The sequence below is a fragment of the Bradyrhizobium sp. CCGB12 genome (assembly GCF_024199845.1).
Classification (GTDB): domain Bacteria; phylum Pseudomonadota; class Alphaproteobacteria; order Rhizobiales; family Xanthobacteraceae; genus Bradyrhizobium.
The window spans coordinates 3,099,764-3,117,986 of record NZ_JANADO010000001.1 but is presented as its reverse complement, the minus strand read 5'-3'; the positions used below and the strand labels follow the sequence as shown (position 1 = coordinate 3,117,986).

General features: G+C 59.7%; 14 protein-coding genes. 1 reads left to right on the top strand and 13 read right to left on the bottom strand.

Features of this window, described 5'->3' with window-relative positions; all coding sequences use genetic code 11:
• Positions 1–204: 204 nt before the first annotated feature.
• The 5 genes from NLM27_RS14975 to NLM27_RS14955 form a co-directional block, all read right to left on the bottom strand.
• Positions 205–1,491, bottom strand: coding sequence for a hypothetical protein (locus NLM27_RS14975; RefSeq protein WP_254144036.1), 1,287 nt, complete (start codon positions 1,489–1,491; stop codon positions 205–207).
• Positions 1,492–1,819: 328 nt separating this feature from the next.
• Positions 1,820–3,172: a transposase gene (locus tag NLM27_RS14970; protein WP_254144035.1), complete on the bottom strand. Its 1,353-nt coding sequence runs from the start codon at positions 3,170–3,172 to the stop codon at positions 1,820–1,822.
• Positions 3,173–3,336: 164 nt separating this feature from the next.
• On the bottom strand, positions 3,337–3,633 hold the full coding sequence (locus tag NLM27_RS14965; protein WP_254144034.1) for a hypothetical protein: 297 nt from the start codon (positions 3,631–3,633) through the stop codon (positions 3,337–3,339).
• Between the two features lie 86 nt (positions 3,634–3,719).
• Positions 3,720–4,523, bottom strand: a complete 804-nt coding sequence (locus NLM27_RS14960) for a hypothetical protein (protein WP_254144033.1) — start codon at positions 4,521–4,523, stop codon at positions 3,720–3,722.
• A gap of 300 nt (positions 4,524–4,823) precedes the next feature.
• Positions 4,824–5,825, bottom strand: coding sequence for an ABC transporter substrate-binding protein (locus NLM27_RS14955; protein WP_254144032.1), 1,002 nt, complete (start codon positions 5,823–5,825; stop codon positions 4,824–4,826).
• A 1,378-nt stretch (positions 5,826–7,203) separates the two neighbouring features.
• On the opposite strand from NLM27_RS14955, the gene NLM27_RS14950 reads away from it, so the two are divergent.
• Positions 7,204–8,199 carry a helix-turn-helix domain-containing protein gene (locus NLM27_RS14950; RefSeq protein ID WP_254144031.1) on the top strand — a complete coding sequence of 332 codons (996 nt, stop codon included), beginning with the start codon at positions 7,204–7,206 and terminating at the stop codon, positions 8,197–8,199.
• 341 nt (positions 8,200–8,540) lie between these two features.
• Here the strand turns inward: NLM27_RS14950 and NLM27_RS14945 are convergent, their stop codons facing one another.
• The 8 genes from NLM27_RS14945 to NLM27_RS14910 form a co-directional block, all read right to left on the bottom strand.
• Positions 8,541–9,548: an acetylserotonin O-methyltransferase gene (locus NLM27_RS14945; protein ID WP_254144030.1), complete on the bottom strand. Its 1,008-nt coding sequence runs from the start codon at positions 9,546–9,548 to the stop codon at positions 8,541–8,543.
• Between the two features lie 142 nt (positions 9,549–9,690).
• Positions 9,691–11,097, bottom strand: coding sequence for an NAD(P)/FAD-dependent oxidoreductase (locus tag NLM27_RS14940; RefSeq protein ID WP_254144029.1), 1,407 nt, complete (start codon positions 11,095–11,097; stop codon positions 9,691–9,693).
• 321 nt (positions 11,098–11,418) lie between these two features.
• Positions 11,419–11,589, bottom strand: coding sequence for a hypothetical protein (locus NLM27_RS14935; RefSeq protein WP_254144028.1), 171 nt, complete (start codon positions 11,587–11,589; stop codon positions 11,419–11,421).
• On the bottom strand, positions 11,586–12,986 hold the full coding sequence (locus NLM27_RS14930) for an amidase (RefSeq protein ID WP_254144027.1): 1,401 nt from the start codon (positions 12,984–12,986) through the stop codon (positions 11,586–11,588). The genes NLM27_RS14935 and NLM27_RS14930 overlap by 4 nt, the downstream gene beginning before the upstream one ends.
• 35 nt (positions 12,987–13,021) lie before the next feature.
• On the bottom strand, positions 13,022–14,545 hold the full coding sequence (locus NLM27_RS14925) for a TRAP transporter large permease subunit (RefSeq protein ID WP_254144026.1): 1,524 nt from the start codon (positions 14,543–14,545) through the stop codon (positions 13,022–13,024).
• Positions 14,542–15,156 (bottom strand): TRAP transporter small permease subunit, encoded by a 615-nt coding sequence (locus tag NLM27_RS14920; protein WP_254144025.1) that lies wholly within the window; start codon positions 15,154–15,156, stop codon positions 14,542–14,544. The genes NLM27_RS14925 and NLM27_RS14920 overlap by 4 nt, the downstream gene beginning before the upstream one ends.
• Positions 15,157–15,276: 120 nt before the next feature.
• A complete protein-coding gene (locus tag NLM27_RS14915) occupies positions 15,277–16,404 on the bottom strand; it encodes a TRAP transporter substrate-binding protein (protein ID WP_254144024.1) in 1,128 nt (375 codons plus the stop codon).
• A gap of 889 nt (positions 16,405–17,293) precedes the next feature.
• Entirely contained in the window at positions 17,294–18,223 is a 930-nt protein-coding gene (locus NLM27_RS14910; RefSeq protein ID WP_254144023.1) for a hypothetical protein, read from the bottom strand.

Below are 18,223 nucleotides of genomic sequence, written 5' to 3'. Positions count from 1 at the left end.
CATCCGATCAGTGGCCCAGCCAATGCGAAGATGTATTGTCGGCGAACTTGTCCAGCATCTATCACGAAAGCGACCGTACTCGCGTTGCTTCAACGGACCTTTTCCTCATTGAGCCGGAAACTCCCAGTCTCAATTAGGATCTTGGCAACCACATATGTCCGCTAGGGGCCCCAGAAGCGGACGACAGTGGATTTCTATGTCGCCTCAGACATCGCCCCATAATGATGCGAGCCCGAAGATAAATGGCCGATAAACAAACTCATCGCGCTCGACGACCAGTGACGGGCCAATGGGCCCCCAATTGGACCGGCCGGAGACCTCAACCCCATCGATAAAGTTGACCTGAGGCAAACGCACGTAGGGAACGGACGGGTTCGTATAGGGATCGGAATACTCGAAACCGGTTGGAAATTCCGAGACCGTCGGTCGGCAGTATCCAAATCCTCTGGTTGCGCCGTTGCGAAAATCGATGCTTGCACCAACATGCGGTCCATTTTGAAGTAGGGTCTCCGCGCGTGTCGCGGCGTCTGGAGGCCACGGCAATGCGATCCAGCCGCCAATATCCGGGTAATAAGAGGGCGCAATGAATCGCGTGTGCTTTTTTGGGCGATCCAGGCCACGTCTGGGCATGCCTAGCATAGATACAAATTCATGCTGCATGACTTGATTGGCCGGATACGGCGTCGCTTCATCATGATCCGTCAGCACGGGCTTAGCGTAAGTGAATGGATGGATCGCTTCGCTATCTTGCTGCGTGGCGGGCAGCCAGAACCGCGGCCTTTCGGCCGGCCAAAGTTCATGCGCACGGTCTTTCCCTTGCCCGAAGAGCCGATAGCGGGCGTAGCTAAAACAAACAACTCCCATTGGGATGCGGGCTGCGGCTAAGTCACGGTCCCTGAGTGCTGAGGCACCGGCTCGAGTCCAGTATGAAGAGCGCTTGACTAGATTCGGCTGTTCGCGCCGGAATTTCTCGAATGCAGCGCGGTCGGCTCGGTCAATCGTAGCACCGCCAAATCTCAAGACCGACAGCGGGCTGTCGTAAGCATCATCCGACATATATGCAGTGCCGAAGGCCAACGTCTCCGCATCCTCAAAGACGACGACGGCCGGCAGCAAGTCAGGAGCGACTCCACCGTTCGCTGTTGTCTCACCACGGCAAGCCACCGGCGGATGAACGATAAGCGCTTTGCCATCGCTCATTCGTCGCCCAAAGACACTCGGCGTGACCCCAAGCTCTGACGTCCGGCCACCATCCGCGTAATTGATTTGACGTCCGCCGCAAGTGACCACGATATCAAAGTCTTGCGGTTCGCCTTTATAGGTCAGCTTTACTTTTAGGCGATAGTAAGTACCGGTTTCGCGCTGTACAGATTTAACGAAATCCCAATTGCCTCGAAGCGCTTGAAAGACCGGCGAACGCTGCGCAGCGACGATCGCCGCAAGAAATGCGGCCACTACGACCACGAAGAGAAGAGCTACTTTAGCCTTCATGGACGACTTTTTGTCTCAAGAGTTTCCAATTCTTAGGGCCACCCAGCGCGCGATGTAGCTGCTCTTGCTTCTTTACACGCCACCCAGATTGATTATCGCAATTTGCGCAACCAAGGGTTAAAGCGAAGTTTGCTCTGCCCGCAAGTTTCCGTCGAGTTTCGCTTCGGGTCAAAGGCGGCCTTGGCGAGTTTGCACGGACTGTTCGGGTCACCATCAGGAAGCGGACTTCGCGGCGCTATGAGCTACGGTCAGCCATGGACCGATTCCGTTGAAGAAGTCCGTCTCGCGGCAGAGGCGGCCGCAAATTGCAGCGCGAACCGACCATCTCTCAGGCCGCCTTTGGCTGCGGCATTGGGACCAGCTTAGCTAATTTCCGAAGGTTCTGCGCGGCTGCTGCGAGGAGGAACTCGTCACGGGCACCATTCGGTCCACGTAGTCGCAGTCGGTCCAGCCTGAGAATGCGTTTGAGGTGAGCGAACAACATTTCGACCTTCTTGCGCAGTCGTCTTGATGTTCGCCCCTCCCAGGTGTTGGCAATCGCCCGCGCCATGTCGCGGGCCCCCTCATGAATCGAACGAGGCACCCTTCGAGCAGGCGTGTTCGGGCAGCAGCGTGGCCTCAAAGCACAAGCGTCACAGTCAGCCTTGCTCGCTCGATAAAGCAACGTCTCGCCATCATTCACACGTGTCCCTGTTGTGGTCAGTGTCTTGCCGCCAGGACAGATATAAACGTCGCCGGCTGGATCATAATTGAAGTCCTCCCGTGCGAAGGTGCCGTCCTTGCGTGCCGATTTGTCGAACACGGTCACATGCGGCTCGATGCCGTGTTCATCGACCAGCCAGCCCAGCATGTCGGCTGAACCATAGGCACTATCACCGAGGAGTCTGGACGGGTGGAGAGCGAAGTTCTTCGCGGTTCGCTCGATCATGCGCTTGGCAGCGAGAACTTCCGCCTGCCGTATCGCCGTGGTCGGCTCCACGTCGACAATGATCGCGTTCTCCACATCGATCAGATAGTTGGTAGAGTAGGCAAAGAAAGCCTGCCCGCCATGGGCGCCGGTCCAGCGTGCGGCTGGATCAGCCGGTGAGATGAACTTGGGGACGATCTCGGTCGCGGCCCCAAAAGCCGCATCGTCCAAGACGGCTAGATACTCGTCGATGGCACGGCTTGCAGCTTGTGGGGGCAACCCCTTCTCGCCCTCGACGCCGTTCTGCCGGTTCGCGTCGGCCTTGATCAGGCTGGCATCGACTGCAAAGCTTTCTCCGCCAACCAGCCCCTCGTCGATGCAGCGGCGCAATACGGCCTCGAACAGCTGTCGCAACAGATCACTGTCGCGGAAGCGGCCATGTCGGTTCTTCGAGAAGGTCGAGTGATCGGGCACGTCACGATCGAGCCCAAGGCGGCAGAACCAGCGGTATGCCAGGTTGAGGTGGACCTCTTCGCACAAGCGACGCTCCGATCGGATACCGAAGCAGTAGCCGACCAGCAGCATCCGGATCATCAGCTCGGGGGCGATCGAGGGACGCCCGATCGTGCTGTAGAAGGGTGACAGCTCTCGCCTCAGCCCATCGAGGTCCACGAACCTGTCGATTGATCGCAACAGATGATCGCTCGGAATGTGCCGCTCGAGCGAAAACTCGTAGAACAACGCAGCCTGCTCACCCAGCTGATGTCCCATCATGATTCAGTCCTCTCGCGACGACTGAATCAGCGAAGATCAATCGGCGCAAGCGTCGACTTTTTCAACAAAATCGACCAAAAGCGGACATCAACAGGACGACGCCAAACACATGGCAGCTTGTCGGCTGCCATGGTCTGGCGCGTTTTTGCCTTGCGTTGATCGCCTCAATCCATACCGCCAATGACGCCAAGAAATGAACCACCGAAGAAGGAAGCAGCAAGCATCATGAGATAGGTCACCGCGGTGGGACCAAGTTCTGGCTCGTGCTGAAAATGATGAAATCCGAGCAGCACTAGCAGACAAAAGCCCGCGCAGATTGTCGGCAAAAGCGCCCGCCGCCGTGTTGCGAGCCGCTGGGCCGGGGTAGCCCACTGAGGGTGCTGTGATAAATTTCTGGATCGACGAAGCGATATCGCGGCACTCGCGACTACCACGATCAGACAGGCAGCGAGGAAGTACATTAGGCATTATCCTTGTGCCAAAAGCCGCGAAGCGGGGCCAGGAGCTAACAACAACGCGCTTGTACGGAGTTGGTGGAAACCCAAGTTTAATTTTCGGCAAAAGAGTCCAAGAGCGATCGAAACCCTTTCCTGATTTCACCTGCTTGGTAAACGTAGTCACGACTGAACTCCAAATTCAGAACGCCGTATTGCGCGCCGGTGGGCTCTGCGAGAGTGCAGTAAGGATTCTTGTCAGAGATGTTATTGCAGGCGAAAATCAGGGGTCCGTCGGCCGTATCCTTGAGAAACAGATCGGAATCTGCCTCACATAGTTTGTAACCAGAAGCGACTGCTCGGAAAGTGCCTCGGCCTTTCTCTTGACACCGACGATCCCATAGAAGCTTTCGTTCGGACAAATCCAGCTCCTCCTGTCCCCCTCGGATCGTTGCAATCACCTGATCTTGGAATCCATCGCGATACGGATGCTCTACAAACCTATCGGCATTGTTCGCGTTTCTGGGCGCCAAGTCAGGGAGCAGGACGCGAATTTCGAATGTCGTCGTTCGAGGGTCGGGGGCGACACTTGATCGATCTAAATCCACAAGATAGTTGCGCGGAACTTTGTAGACCTTGTTACCAAAAGGGATCGGAACCACCGAGGTGTTAAGGGAGGGATGCTCTTGCAGTGGATCTTCCCTAAACGCACCCCTTTGTACCCACTCTGCAAAGGACTCGCGTTTCTCCAGGAGCGGATCTGAATTGGCGGGGTAAAGGAACACCCTGTAACCGAAGAAGCCCGCTATCAGCAAAACCACGACCACGGAGGAAGTAACCCACTTCATCACGTCGGACGTTTCGGCGCGGGTTAGATCGCCCGTCTCCCGGCCTTGCCTACGTCCAAATTCGGGCATGTCCCATTTGCCTCGCTCCACTGAGGAGCCCTACCTTTTTGGTTGCAGTTCGATAGTCCGTCAACCGCGAGCCGAGCAAGTGCTCAATTTTTCATGAACGAAAGAGTCCGCTACGAGTCAAAAGCGGCAATCGAGAGAAAACCAGCCCCGCGTCCGGTTCACCGCCGGTAGCCGATTCGGCTGAGGGTCGAAATGCGAAGAACTCGGGACAAGCAAATCTAGTCCGCCACAACGTAATAAGCGGACCACCGTCAGACGCGCCGTTGTTTCGCTAATGGGTCATGAGCAGAAGACGGCGGCTCATTCAATGACCTTATCGGCGCGGGCGAGTAGCGAGGGAGAGATCGTCAGGCCAAGCGCCTTCGCAACGGTCACATTGATGATCAATTCGTTCTTGGTCGGCAACTGGAAGGGAATGTCGCCCGGCTTAGCTCCTTTGAGGATTAGATGGATGTCATTAGCGACCTGGCGGCTAAGGCTAGATAGATCGACTCCATAAGATATGAGACCTCCTGCTTCAACAAACTGGCGGTACGAGTATATCGTGGGCATCCGTGCTTGCTCGGCCAGCGTGACGATCAGCCGCCGATACGTGACGTGCTCTTCGATATCTGGCATAATGATCCCTGCCACGTCCGCCGCGGCGGCCGACGCAAAGGCGCGTCGATACTCCGCTTCTTGAATGGGGCTTTCGAGTGGGAGGCCGAGGAGCGAAAGTCCTGCGCGCCGGGCCGCGTCACGCGCTTCCGCACCGAAGCGACTTTCCCACATCACCTGTGGAGTTATGTAAGCTAGCCGGGATGCCCCTGGCACCATCTCCTTCAAGAGTTCGATGCGCTTGCCTTCAATCTCCTTCCCTGCATCGACGACAATACCAGTGATGTTGCCGTCTGGTCGCGCCAAGTTGTTTACGAGCCCTAACGCAATCGGATCACCCGTCAACGCAACAATCGGAATAGCGGCCGTCGCTTGCTTGAAATGCCGGGTCAAGCGGCCGGTCATGACGAAAATTACATCGGGCATTGAGTGGACCACCCTGCGGGCAAGCTCAGGATAGTTCTCGGATCGCCCGTCACCCGAATAGCGCTCCACCACCAGATTGCGTCCCTCGATGTAACCAAGCCGCTTCAGCTCTTCGAACAACGGCTGATGTACCGAATGTCCGCTTTCCTCTTTCATCTCGATGACTGGCGTTGAAGGAGCGGCAATGGCGAGCCGGTAGACTTTGGATTGCTGCTGTGCCTGTGCATGCGGGATCGTGACCACAAGCAACATACCGGCTATGAAATTCCGCCACTTCATGCGTTCCTCACCGCCGAGGACGACAACACGTAGGTATCACGTCTAGACTGTGGCTGCACTCACCGCGGACTCACATGCTGCGCCAAAATGCGACGCATCGAGGTGGACGCTCTGGGTCGTTTGCGTCTTTTCGGTCAACCGAATTGACGTAAGTACGCGCGCACATTCAGGAGGCATGCTCGCCACAAAGGTCGGTTCGCTCTGAATTGCTCCTCTAGCATCCAATGTCGCCTTTGGGTCCAAGAGCAGACTTCGACCGACCACCGACGGAAGCAAGTTCAACGCGTCGCCTGATCAGTCGCTCCAGTTGGTCAAGACCCCACGTTCGGCTGAAGAACGGCTCGGCCCGTACAGGCGGAAATAGGCGACCAGGATTGCCGGGGCACCAAATCGCGCGAGGTTGGCCGCAGCGCGGCCAGCGCTAAATGTCAACGCCAGGTGCTCCGCAGGGCTGGAAGGTTTGGAGCGAGCGCCCGCGCAAGCACCCCTCATGTTTCTGCGCGTAGGCAAGCACGCCCATGATAATCAAGGCCACCACGACCAATCCCGTTACTACGTTCTGCACCATGGCCGTCACTCCAAGGTGAACTCATGAACAAGGCGACCGGCGCGAATCGTGGGGATCAACGCCGGAGCAACGCTCCCTCTCAAGCCGACCTGGGGCCGGGGTTGAAATGATGAGCGACAGATTGCGTAGCCAAAGAGAGCACAACCGTCGACCTGATGGCAGTGCAAACTTGTGCCGCGCTGCGCAAATTCGATGCCTGATCAGACGCCGCGGCTTCGAAAATTCGCCTGTTTGGCCGCCATTGCCGCGATGCTGGCCCTTCGGGGCGAGCGGCCGAAAGGGACCTTGATGATCAGCTGTTCGTGCGCACGCCGCCGCCACCAAGGACGCCCGCGCCGGGCGTCGGGGGATGGACCCGTAACTACTGGAACTTAAGCGGCGGTCGTCCGTGGTGGAACGCCATGGTCGCCCGCAATGACCCGGATTTCGATCCTCGCGAAAGCGATTTCTGTTTCGGGTCAAAAGCGACGGTTAAGGCAAGCGTCGCCCGGCGTCCGATCTACTACCGATAGGCGACATCACACTAGGATCATCATGGTTCGGCTAAGGGGCCAATAGGCGACATCGCTGTGCCCACTTATGACGGACGACCTCAGGTGTCGCGAGGCGCTCGCGCTCAATCGAGCGTACTAGCGCGCTTTGCGCCGCGCGGCTTTGACACGATCTCGGAAGTGTGAGGGGGCGTGACGCGGAGTTGAGCGGCACCAGTCTGGGGACCATGCCAACCTAACGAACGTTTGCCCGTGGCTTCGGCGCAGGCAGCTATCAAACCTAACGTTGCGTTTGATAAATGATTTCCATGGAGAGTCGATGGTGCAGCCAAACGATGATTTTCTCAGCGCTCCAGAATTGGATTATGACGGTTACATAGCTGCAATGCGCGAGAATTTTTGTTGTTTTAGTCCTGCTCGCGGAACCAATATCTTCACGGGCAGGGTACGCCCGCGGCGCGTCTTCGGGTTAGCTGCGGTGGATTCCGCCTGCGACGGTGTCCGAGTTGACCGGACGGAGCGGGACATTCGCCGTGATGACATGGAGTGTTACTTCGTCGTAGCTCAGCTGACGGGCGGATCGACAATCATTCAGAACGACCGGATTGTAAATGCCGCTGCTGGCGAACTCGTCCTGCTCGATTCCACGAGACCCGTGACATCCGTTGGGGTCCAGCAAGCGCAATGGCTTGGCTTGCAGTTGCCACGCCAGAAGCTGGTGTCGCATCTCGGCTTCGAGCCGCAAGGTGGCACGCTCGGTCGCGGGCAGGGGCAGGCGGCGCGCATACTTAGTCAACTCGCTCTTGACCCCGTCGGCAATGTAGAACCGGCGGTCGCGTCGGCTGACGACTATATGCGTCTGGTGGTCTATGATCTCCTTGGCGCACTGTTTGCACCGCTCGCCCCGCTTGGCTCGCGCCACACCGACAAACTATTCGGGCGCGTCTGCGGCATCATAAAGGACCGCTTTGCCGATCCGAACATCTCTCCGCGTGAGGTGGCTGCCGAGATGGGAATTTCGCTGCGCTATCTGCAGAGCCTGTTTACGAACCGTGGGTGGACATGCAGTCACTACATATCTTCGCTCCGTCTCGATCATGCGGCGCATCTGATTGAACGCCGCGCGTCGATGAAAACAGGTCAACCTCTCAGCGATATTGCCTACGCCTGCGGCTTTCGCGACTACACGCATTTTGCACGCGGATTCCGCCGGCGTTTCGGCACCACGCCGGGCGGATCGGGCGCCGCCCGCGACGACAACGCAGGAGTCCACGCCGACATTGGGCAACGAAAGCGGACGCCAACGTCCGCTTAGGGTCTTGGCTGTGTGAAAACGCGAAGACGCTCAATCGCGATAGAAGAAGTTATTCGTCCAAGACCGTTTTAGTCGCTCAACGCACAAGCGGATTCAACTTAGAGATCGAACTGAAAAATATCATTCCTTGTCGAGTTTCGATTTTTGAGTTCTCACACAGCCAGGGTCACAAGCAGCCGTGTGAAGCTGCACCGGCCGATGTCGGGTCTATCGCTGTCAGCCGATCTGGCAACTGCTCAAGCGTCGTTCTGCCACGGGGCCTTAACCAGACGTCAGGTTACAAAACCCTATGTGACGCGTGCCCCTCCGGCCGTGAACGCAAAACTCCACACACGTTCGGCCTAAGTGGGAACTGCCTCGATGACCTGGAAGTGCGAGCCGGCGCGAGCCGTGCCGCGCGTCTCGAATCCGGCCGTTCGACACAGCGCGGAATACTCGTCGTAGGTCCGCTCCAGCGCACCGAGCATGACAAGCATATTGAGGTCACTGAATTTCGAAATTAGCCCCTCGTTCGGTGGTTCCACGACACGTTCAACGAGCAGCAATTTGGCTTCAGCCGTCATAGCGCGGCGGCAGGTCTTCAGAATAGAAATCGCCTCCTTGTCGTCCCAATCGTGGATGATCGCCCGCATCACATAGGCGTCAGCACCCTCCGGGATGGTTTCAAAGAAGCTGCCACCAACGATTTCGCATCTGTCGGCGACACCATGTTGGTTCAGAACTTCGGCGGCCTTGCCGACGACGTGCGGCTGATCGAACAGCGTTCCGCGCTGGGCCTTGTTTGCGGCGAGAATTCCCGCCAGCAGTTGACCCTGACCACCCCCGATGTCCGCGACGTGACGAAAGCGGCTGAAGTCGTAGGCGGCGATGGTAGCCTCGATGGCGCCGCGAGAATTGGCCGTCATGGCACGGTTGAAAATCGCGTTCTCGTCTGGACGGGTGCTGCGATACTCCCATACGCTCTGACCGTTGAGGTGCCGAAAGGCGTTCTCGCCAGTGCGGACGCTGTGTTCAAGGTGGCCCCAAGCCTGCCAGGCATAAGGTCGGCCGATATAGGCGGCCCAGCCGTCGAGTGGAGTCGACGAGTCAGAACGAAGACACTCGCCCATCGGAGTGAGCGAGAACGTTCTGTCCTCGGCCTCATGGAAAACACCGGCTGAAGCTAGTGCCCGCAAGAGCCGATAAAGTGTCCTCGGATGCGATCCGCTGAGCCGAGCAAGTTCGATGCTGCTTAACGGCCCGTGGCTAAGGTGGTCGGCTATGCCAAGCCGGGCCGCGACGTGAATGGCCTGCGAAATCTGATAGCCGTTAATCAGCCGCGTGAGGTCCGAGAAAGCATTCGTGACCATGGTCTCACCTCCTCCCTTGGCCATGCGCACAGGCCGCAGCGGCCTCGCTGAGGCTGATGCGAAGGGCGTAGGGCGTTTCCTTATCGCAACCGCGTCCGCTCGCGATGCCACGCGCGGGAATGATGGTCTGGCTTCGTTTTGATCAGCTATCCAGCAGCGCTGCCATCCGATGTCGATCGATGATGCTGGGATCCGGTGGCAATTGATAGCCGTCCAATTCGGCCAGTTTTGCGGCCACACGCGGTCTGGCAATGACATCCTGAGGCAGCGCAACGCACATTGCGATTTCAATCATGCCACGGAGCGCGTCTGCGTCTTGGGACGAGGCAACGAGAAGCTTGGCCATGATTGGGTTGGGTGCGGGCATCGGCATGCCCTTTTCCAGAGCGTTCATCTCAGCGATCCGCGCGCGGTCCGCGGCGATCTGGTTGCGATAAAACGGACCGACTTGGCTTTCGGTCTCAGCGTCGTATTCCCGGGCGAACGCTTCGGGATCGTCGATGTGTCGGCGAGCAACATTGCGGAGCACTTGCGCGTGCAGAAGGCCGACGCTCAAGCCCCGTCCGGCGGACGGGTTAGTACACGCCCATGCATCGCCGACGGCGGCGAATCCCGTGATGACGGGCTGACCATCGATGACAAACCGCCGGTACCGGTCGATAACGCCCGCCATCAGAAGGACGGGCGTTATTGGCTCGCCGTCGAGCCAATGGGCTTGCCGCGGGCATGCGGAGACGACGCGATGGAATGTAGCCGTATCACGCAAGGCTCGCATCGCCTTGTTCTTCGACGAGGTATACAAGGTGATCGACCAGCTGTCGTTGTCCCCGTCCAGGGTAAGGACCGAAAACAAGCCCATCGGGGTGAGCGCGCGTCCCATCCTCCGAGGCCGCTGTTGCCCCGAGAAATATCGCGTAAAATAGGCGAAGTTGCTATCTTCGGCTTCCTCGATCGGACTGCGGGCCCCCGCGCCGCGGATCCAGTCACAGGCCGCGCTTCGCCGTCCCATGGCGTCGATGACCAAATCAGCGCGAATCTCTTCGCCAGATGTCGTGCGTACCCCTGTAACGTGCGGCACACCCGAGACCGCCGATGCGCCCGTGATCAGTTCGCGAACCCTGGTCCCCCGACGAATAGTCACGTTCGGCGCGGCTTGCGCCATTGCAGCTACGGCCCATTCTACAATTGGCCTCCGGCCAGTGACGAAGCGAATGGCCTCATCGCCCGGACGCGGTGTCCTGTCCGTTATAGCCGGGGGAAGGAATCGGCTGTCGAGATAGTCCACCCAAACGCAACCGGCTCGCAGCAAACCTTCCGTCAACCCTGGCAATTCCTGATCGCTGATCATCCGAAATCGCGAACTGAGGTTATGAGGTTGCCTGAATTGGGCAACTCCGGGACGTTCCCACGTGTTCCATCCCTCGGCGGAGGCCATAGGTTGACCTGCCGGGTCAGCCTCCAGGACCGTGACGTCGTGGCTGTCGCGACCAAGCATGGTCGCCGCGCTCAATCCAATCACGCCTCCGCCGCAAATGACGATTTTGCTCATCTTCTCCCCCTACCTGTCCGAGTTCGGCGGGCCGCAGAAGCGGCGGGGAATCGTCATCGTCTCCTCCCGGCGAAACGACAACGACGCCCACTCACGCGGGCACGGGTTACTCAAGAGATAGGTCGATGTGGCGAACCGGAGGTTCAAAGCTCACCTCAGCTTTGCCTTCGAGGCGCGGTGTCACAGGAGACGTCGCATTGGTCCGCTTTGGGTCTCGCAAGCGCCGGTCAAAGTCGGCTACCGTCGGTAGAGCGGACGCGGGGCCGCATGGCTGCTCCGGCCAATGCTGCAAAGTGAAGTTTCTTCTTGCCAATCCGGCACTCAGCGATGCGCGCCGTTCGTCCGCAGTGATCGCACGAAATCGAGCACTGCCAGCATCATGACGCTCACAACAATGATGATGAGCGGGATGGCCTTGATCCAAACTACGAGGATTCCAAGAAATGTCAGCACAAGCGCGAGGCCGATGAGTCCGGTGATCACATTGGTCATCGCACTTCCCTTTTCTCCGCACCGGGAGCCGATTTCGCCCCGGCGCTCGGGATCTTGCGCCGAGTGCCGCGACCGGCGCGTTCGATCGTCCTGACAAGCCAGTGCGCCGTGCGCAGGAGGCGGGCATCGTTGCCGCGGCGGCCGACAAGCTGAACGCCCAGCGGAAGGCCGGTTTCGGAGCTCATCAACGGCAGGCTGATGGCGGGGACGCCGAGATAGGTCCAAAGCGTGCAGAAAATCGGATTGCCGGTCGTTTCGATTCCAGGCGCCGCGCCCGGCGCAGCGGGCGTCAGGACGGCGTCGTATTCGTCGAAGATATGGTCCAGCGCCTGGTTGAGCGGCGCAATCCCAGACAGTGCGTTGCGATAATCCAGCGCGAGATGCATGCCGCCGCGCTCGATTGCCTGCCGCAGCCGTGTGCTCAGTTTGTCGCCGCCTCGCTGGTAGTCGCGCCGCAGGTTGTGCGCCATATCAACTTCCATGATGATACGGTGCATATCGACGGCCTTATCGAAGCTGGGCCCAAGCTCGACTTCGCTCGACGCGTCACCCAAGGCCTCGACGAGCTCGGCAAAGGCATCACGCGTCACCGGCTCGGCCTGATCCCAGACCGGCGAGCGCACAAAGGCAAATCGCGGCGGTAACGGCGGCTCGCTCGCCGCTACGGTGGAGAAGGGCGGACACGCAACAGGTCGGGTGTCCGGATCCTTCCGGTCGAAGCCGACCAGGACCTCGGCGAGCAGGGCCACGTCCTCGACGCTGCGCCCAAACACGCCGACATGATCGAGCGTGCGCGACAATTCGAGCGCGCCGCTGCGCGGAATGAGGCCATGCGTGGGCTTGAAGCCGACCACGCCGCAGAAGGCGGCAGGACGGATCACCGAGCCGTTGGTCTGCGAGCCGATGGCACCTGGCACCATCAGCGCCGCAACGGCCGCGGCGGAGCCCGAGGACGATCCGCCGGGCGTATGAGCCGCGTTGTGCGGATTTCGGGTCTTGCCGGGATTGTAGTACGCGTACTCGGTGGTCACCGTCTTGCCGAGGATTACAGCTCCTGCCGCCCGCAGGCGCGCCACGGCCGCCGCATCGCGGCGCGGCGTGCGTCCGGCCCAAAGACTTGATCCGAATTCCGTCGGCATGTCGCCGGTGTCGAAGATATCCTTGATGCCGACTGGCACGCCGTGCAGCGGCCCCGTCGCCTTGCCTTGCTTGCGATGATCGTCGGCGGCCAGGGCCTGTCGCATCGCGTGCTCGCGATCGAGGAACGCCCATGCCTCGACCTCGCGATCGACCTCGTCGATGCGCTTGAGGCAATCGGCGACAAGCTCGACGGAGCTGAAGCGGCCGTCGCGAATGCCGGCTGCGGCTTCAGTGAGGCTCAGAGCGCAGAGACTCATTTCACCCTCGTCCTCAATCTTGCGGAAGCTCGTTCTCATAGCCGGGACCAGTAGTCCGGCAGCCAAAGCGCCATACCCGGAAAGATATACATGAGCACCATGAACGCCACCACGATCCAGATGTAGGGCATCACGCCCGAGAAGATCTGGTTGATCGTAACGTGCGACGGCGCGACACCCTTCAAGTAGAACGGCGCCATCGCCACCGGCGGCGACAGGAACGAAGTCTGCAGGTTCAACGCCACCATGACGCCGAAGAACAGCGGATCGATGCCGAACTGCTTCAGGAGCGGCAGGAAGATCGGCAGGAAGATGATGATGATTTCCGTCCATTCCAGCGGCCAGCCAAGCAGGAAGATGATGAGCTGGGCCACCAGCATGAATTGCCACGGCGAAAGGCCGAGGCCGGCGACGAATTGCTCGATATAGGCCTGCCCTCCGAGCAACGCGAATGCCGAGGAGAAGATCGCCGAGCCGACGAACAGCCAGCAGACCATTGCCGTGGTGCGGGCGGTGAGGAACACCGACTCCCGCAGCTTATCCATGGTGAACGCATTGTTCGGGAGCAACGCGAACATGACGAGGATCGTCAGGGCCGCGGAGGCGATAGGGACTGCATTCAAGCGCGGCAGGCCGAAATAGCGAACGCCGATCAGCCAGATGACGACGGCCGTCATGATCACGGCGTAGCTGCGCAGGATGAGCAGGTTGCGGTGCTTGGAATAATCCGCGCCATAGCCGATCGCGAGCAACAGCGCGCCGAAGGCGCCGATCGCCGCCGATTCGGTGGGGGTGGCGAGGCCTGCAAAGATCACCGCGAGCACGACGAAAGTCAGGATCGTCAGCGGCATGAACGACACCGTGATTTCGTAAAGCACGGTGCCAAGCGGTGCGCTGCGTTCCTCCTTCGGCAGTTTCGGCGCGAGCTCCGGTTTCCACGTCGCAAGTGCCATGATGTAGACGAGGTAGGCGGCGGTCAGGCCGAAGCCGGGAATGAAGGCGGCAAGATAGAGTTTGATTGGAGAAATGCCAGCGGTTGCCGCATAAAGGATCAGCATTACACTCGGCGGGATCAGGATGCCCAGGGTGCCGCCGGCGCAGATGACGCCCGCCGCCAGCTTGTTGTCATAGCCTGCACGCAGCATCGCCGGCATCGCCAGCAAGCCCATCAACACGACCACCGCACCGACGATTCCGGAGGCAATGCCCCATAGGGCGCATACCACCATCGTCGCAAGGGCAAGCGAGCCGGGCAGGCCGCCGATCGCAAGCTGGAGGGCGCGGAACATGCGGTCGAGAATATTCGCCCGGTCGATGATGTAGCCCATGAAGGTGAAGACGGGGACCGAGATCAGGACGTCGTTCGACGATACCTCGAAGGCCTTCTGCACCAGCAGCGTAAATACGCGATTGGAAATGAGTTCCTGGTCGGGCACGTAGTAGGCATAGAACCCGAAGCTGACCCCCATCGCCATCAGCGTAAACGCGATCGGGAATCCGAGCACGATCAGAAAGATGAAGATGACCAGCATCGAGATGCCGAGTTGGGGATCGGTCATACCGAGCCCCCCGTGCGGGCGGACGGAGCCTGCTCGCGATGCTGGGCCAGATACTGCTGTTCGTGCAGGATGACCGTTTCCATCTCCTCGACGTCATGTAGCCGCTGCGGCCATTGGCCGTCGCGGAGGCAAAGGATGCAGCGGATGATCTCGGCAACGCCCTGGATCAGGAGCAGCGTGCCGGCGAGGGGAATCAGCGCCTTTAGCGGAAAGACGGGGATGCCCGCCGGACTGAAGACGCTCACTTCACGGAAGCGTACGGACATCGAGGCGTAGTTGAAGCCGGCATAGACCAGAGCGAGAACGCCCGGAAGAAAGAACAGGACGAAAAGAACAAGATCGATCATCGCCTGGGTGCGTGGCGTCCACGTCCTGTAGATGAAGTCGCAGCGCACGTGATTGTTGCGCGCCAGCGCATAGGCGCCCGACATCAGGAAGAGTCCGCCGTAGGTGATGTAGCTGAAATCGAAGGCCCATGTGGTGGGCGCGTTCAAGGCATAGCGGACGAATACCTCGTAGGTGACGGACATGCTGAGAATAAGGATCAGCCAGGCGAATGCCTTGCCGACCCAGGTGCTGAGTTCATCGATGAAGAAGAGAAAGCTTCTCATGCGAGCTCAACTCGCGGCGAGTACCACATCCGGATGTCCCCCAACCAATTTGGTGCCCGGGCGGCGCGTCAACTGCGCCGCCCGTCATCATGTCGCGTCAGTGCTGCGCCACGAGCGTCGTCACGCCTTGAGGACACCTGGGAAGTGATGCTCGAAGGCGCCGCGGTAGTCCGTCGCGTTGTTCATGTTGTAGTAAACCACGCGGCGCACCCATTCCTTCTGCGAGTCCATGACCTTCTTCATGTACGGATCCGAGCCGAGCTGGGCGATCAGACCGTCCCAGGCCTTGATCTGCGCGTCGAACACCGACTTCGGCGTCCGCTGGACGTTGACCTTGTCCTTGTTGATCAGCTCCTGCAGGTCCTTTGAATAATAATCCATGCCTTTCCATTCGTTGGCAGAGGACACGGCTTCGGCGGCGTATTGCAGGATCGCCTGCTGTTCCTTCGGCAGCGCGTTGAATTTCGTCCGGTTGAACATGATCTCGAAATATTCCGTCGCCTGATGATGGCTGCCCATCATGTAGTTCTTGGCGACATCCTGGGCGCCGAAGCGCCGGTCCGAGGTCGGATTGTTGAACTCGAACCCGTCGATCACGCCGCGCTCCATCGCGGGCACGATCTCGCCGCCGGGCAGCTGCGCGACGGATGCGCCCATCGCCTGGAAGAGATCGGCGGCAAGGCCCACGGTGCGATACTTCAAGCCCTTGAGGTCGTCCGCGCTGGTGATGGGCTTCTTGAACCAGCCGAGCGGCTGGGTCGGCATCGGCATGGCGAAGAAGCTCTTGATGTTGACGTTCATGATCTTGGTCTGGAGCTCCTCAAACAGCTCCTTGCCGCCGCCGTTGTGGATCCAGCCGAGGCCTTCGTTGGCGTTGAAGCCGAACACCGGGCCCGTACCGAACAGCGAGGCGGCCTTGTGCTTGCCGTACCAGTAGACCGTGACCGTGTGCGCAGCGTCGAGCTGGCCACCATGAACGCCGTCGAAGACCTGGAACGGATGCACGACCGCGCCGCCGACCAGATAGTCGATGCGCAGTCGGCCTCCGGCCATCTCGTTGACGCGCTTCACATAATCTTCGGCCATCTCGTTGAAGACATCGGCCTTGCCCCACGAGCCCTGCATCTTCAGGGCCACCGTTTGCGCCCGGCTGACTTGCGGCATGGCGATGGTGGCAGCGCCGGCCGCGCCGGCGGTCAGCAAGAATTTGCGACGAGTGGTTCTGGTCTTTTCAGACTTTGCAGTCATGGACTCCTCCCTAGCGGCGTTGTTGCTCGAACGCGTTTCGGTGCGCTTTTCGTTGATAACCGCTGGAGGTATGCCGCATTCCAGCGACTTTGATCGAAGTTTGGCCGCATTGCGGGCATCCGACAAGGAACCCGATGTCGCATCCTGGTCTTAAGCAAGCCCCTTTCAGGCTTTCAGCAGCCAGCATTCACGCGCCTATCGCGGCGCAGCAAAGACGCAGCCGGACTTTTGCCTTTGGGCCGGCGTCCGGCCCGCCCGACGAGTTGCTGCAGGATTGAGCGGCGCGGCCGACCCGTCAGATACGAGGTGCAACAACGAACCCCAAAAGAGTGCTGTGACTCCCAACTGTCCCTACCTGAATCGAGGCAAGGCGATACCGATGCGGCGTCGCGGGCCCGAGGCAGACCTATTGCCTCGGTGCAGGGGCAACGATCTCGACGATACGGTCAAAGCAAACTGCGTGCTTTCCTGAATACCTCTCGACAATATCGCTCAAATAGGAGCGGTCACCGAGTTGATGGCGCAGTGCGGCGTAAGGGTTGGCGCGGTCCGTATCACATGGAACGACCAAGCCGTTTCTCATGATCATCATCTGGCCTCGCGTCGGGGAGGATTGGAAGATCGCGTCCGAGATCTGCCGGTGCCGCCTCGGCCCACCAAGTAGAGCTAAGCGCCAAGCTTCACCTGTCCTGCACGAAGCCATATAGAGGGGGCTTTACGGCATAAGCTGGCGCCTGACCGTCGGCCGGGGTGTCCGGCCACCAGATCCTGCTCATCGAAGCCTCCGCCACCCTCAACAAGGTGAGACGATCGGCCTGGGGCAGATGCGGCGGGGCGTGAACTTGCATTGCGGCAGCCGGGAGACGAGCCGGTTTGAGCCCCAGACGCACTAACGCTGTGGCTTCAGCAGCTCCTTCGTCACGATCGCACGGCTGGAGGCGTTGACGTGGTGAAAGTCAAAGAACCGCAATTCGCCGGGGGCTATTTCCACAAAGCGCCCCCTCAAATCCTCGGCCATCTTTCTGCCGAGGGCCAAGTCAAATTCGGGATAAGGCACCGTCGTGACGACTGTCTCCGCGGCCACCTCCAGGATCGCCGCGAGATCGTCCGGGGAAGGGGGAATACTGGGGCGCATGTGGATCGGTTGGATCGGCGTCGCCTTCGTTGGATCGGCAAAAACCTCGCCGAGGCGACCCGAGTAGAACATGGTGACATCGGCGCTGTACCAGTTCCGGATCACCGCGGATCTGAGCGGCGGTTCCCATGACAGCGCGTGAGGCCCGATCGTGAGACGCGGCAACAATCCTTGCAGCAGCCAATCGCGCAAAAAGCCCGACCACACATTCAATACGTACTGCAGCGAGCTGGTCGGGGTCGATGACAGTGTGCGCGCGCCCTCGGTCGACAGGCCTTCGTCGGGTCCATAGGAATCGACAACCACGAGCGAAGGCCGAGGGCGGTATTTTCTGAGAAGCGCAGTCGCAAAGGTCAGGCCTTCGCCGCCGCCGAGTGCCATGTTGAACGCTGTTGGGCCAAATTGCTCTGCATAGATCCCGAACTCGGCATGGGACGACCCGATCACCAAGGTCCTGGCGCTTCGGATCCGGTCGCCGAAACCGAACAGATTGAAGTAGAAGAGCGAGTGATCGGTTTGCCCGTCATAGGTCGCCGAGACGTAGGTGACGCCGGGCACTGGAAGCGGCGGCCGTGGCGCCGGCGTACCAATTTGGGCCACGCTCATGCATTGGGCGGCAACACCGCAGGCGACGGCGGCCGCGATAGCGGCGAACCAGAAAAATCTTTGTGCTGATGCCTGCAT

What these genes read in the sequence shown, in the direction of transcription:
- NLM27_RS14955 (WP_254144032.1), bottom strand. Translation starts at nt 5,825, where the DNA reads ATGAAGTGGCGGAATTTCATAGCCGGTATGTTGCTTGTGGTCACGATC.
- NLM27_RS14925 (WP_254144026.1), bottom strand. Translation starts at nt 14,545, where the DNA reads ATGACCGATCCCCAACTCGGCATCTCGATGCTGGTCATCTTCATCTTT.
- NLM27_RS14930 (WP_254144027.1), bottom strand. Translation starts at nt 12,986, where the DNA reads ATGAGTCTCTGCGCTCTGAGCCTCACTGAAGCCGCAGCCGGCATTCGC.
- NLM27_RS14910 (WP_254144023.1), bottom strand. Translation starts at nt 18,223, where the DNA reads ATGCAGGCATCAGCACAAAGATTTTTCTGGTTCGCCGCTATCGCGGCC.
- NLM27_RS14960 (WP_254144033.1), bottom strand. Translation starts at nt 4,523, where the DNA reads ATGCCCGAATTTGGACGTAGGCAAGGCCGGGAGACGGGCGATCTAACC.
- NLM27_RS14920 (WP_254144025.1), bottom strand. Translation starts at nt 15,156, where the DNA reads ATGAGAAGCTTTCTCTTCTTCATCGATGAACTCAGCACCTGGGTCGGC.
- NLM27_RS14935 (WP_254144028.1), bottom strand. Translation starts at nt 11,589, where the DNA reads ATGACCAATGTGATCACCGGACTCATCGGCCTCGCGCTTGTGCTGACA.
- NLM27_RS14965 (WP_254144034.1), bottom strand. Translation starts at nt 3,633, where the DNA reads ATGTACTTCCTCGCTGCCTGTCTGATCGTGGTAGTCGCGAGTGCCGCG.
- NLM27_RS14975 (WP_254144036.1), bottom strand. Translation starts at nt 1,491, where the DNA reads ATGAAGGCTAAAGTAGCTCTTCTCTTCGTGGTCGTAGTGGCCGCATTT.
- NLM27_RS14915 (WP_254144024.1), bottom strand. Translation starts at nt 16,404, where the DNA reads ATGACTGCAAAGTCTGAAAAGACCAGAACCACTCGTCGCAAATTCTTG.
- NLM27_RS14940 (WP_254144029.1), bottom strand. Translation starts at nt 11,097, where the DNA reads ATGAGCAAAATCGTCATTTGCGGCGGAGGCGTGATTGGATTGAGCGCG.
- NLM27_RS14970 (WP_254144035.1), bottom strand. Translation starts at nt 3,172, where the DNA reads ATGATGGGACATCAGCTGGGTGAGCAGGCTGCGTTGTTCTACGAGTTT.
- NLM27_RS14950 (WP_254144031.1), top strand. Translation starts at nt 7,204, where the DNA reads ATGGTGCAGCCAAACGATGATTTTCTCAGCGCTCCAGAATTGGATTAT.
- NLM27_RS14945 (WP_254144030.1), bottom strand. Translation starts at nt 9,548, where the DNA reads ATGGTCACGAATGCTTTCTCGGACCTCACGCGGCTGATTAACGGCTAT.